At 50.6% G+C, this 1,015-nt stretch carries 2 protein-coding genes; both read right to left on the bottom strand.

The features are described 5' to 3' along the window. Window positions 1–462, bottom strand: a 462-nt coding sequence (locus R7R24_RS25010; protein WP_318119798.1) for a cbb3-type cytochrome c oxidase subunit I, incomplete at its 3' end; no start/stop codon positions are given. Continuing rightward, on the bottom strand, window positions 459–1,015 hold a 557-nt coding region (locus R7R24_RS25005), incomplete at its 5' end, for a c-type cytochrome (RefSeq protein WP_318119796.1). The genes R7R24_RS25005 and R7R24_RS25010, both read right to left, overlap by 4 nt.

Genomic DNA, 1,015 nt, shown 5'->3' with positions numbered 1-1,015 from the left:
GCCCGGTAAGAACAACGAGCTCAACAGAATGAGAAACGCAAAAGGCAGAATCCAAAAGCTCAAGTTATTCATACGTGGCAGCGCCATATCAGGTGCGCCGATCATCATCGGGATCATCCAGTTTGCTAATCCAGTGAACGCGGGCATGACCGCACCAAACACCATCACCAAACCGTGAACCGTTGTCATCTGATTAAAAAATTGCGGATCGACAAGCTGCAAACCCGGCTGAAACAGCTCCGCACGAATGACCATTGCCATCGCACCACCCGTTAGGAACATGGTGAAACTAAACCAAAGATACAACGTGCCGATGTCTTTATGGTTGGTGGAATACAACCAACGAGCAATACCTTTTGGCGCGTCGTGCGAATCGTGGTCGTCTAGTGCAATTGTTGCGTTTGCTGCGGTATGCGCTTCAACGGGAGCCGATTTTACGGCTTTGTCTGCTGGCTTACTCATATTTCCTCCTTGGCACTTTTTTGTGCCTTAAAGGCATTGACGTCGGCCGCTTGAACCGTATCGCCAGTATCATTTCCCCAAGCATTGCGTTGGTAGGTAATTACCGCAGCAATTTCTTGATCACTAAGTTGGTTAGCAAAAGACTGCATCGCCGTCCCTGCGCGGCCATCAACAACCACACCGATGTGTTCGGTGACATCACCTGTCGCGACAGGACTGCCTTTAATTGAAGGGAACGCCCCCGGAATACCCTCACCATTAGCTTGGTGACAAACCGCACAACGCGCCGAGTAAATCGCTTCGCCTTGCGCCATGAGCTCATCCATAGACAAGTCTTGAGTTAGCGCCTCTTGCGCCGCAGCTTTTTGCATCGCGATTTCCTCTTTCTTACCCGAGAGCCACTGATCGAATTCATCTTCCGACATGGCATGGACTACGATTGGCATAAAGCCATGAGCTCGTCCACAAAGCTCTGCACACTGACCACGATAAACACCCGGCTCATCAATTCGCGTCCAAGCCTCGTTGATGAAACCCGGGATGGTGTCTTTTT

This window comes from Vibrio sp. 704 (assembly GCF_033339295.1).
This window is presented reverse-complemented; position numbering and strand designations above follow the sequence as displayed.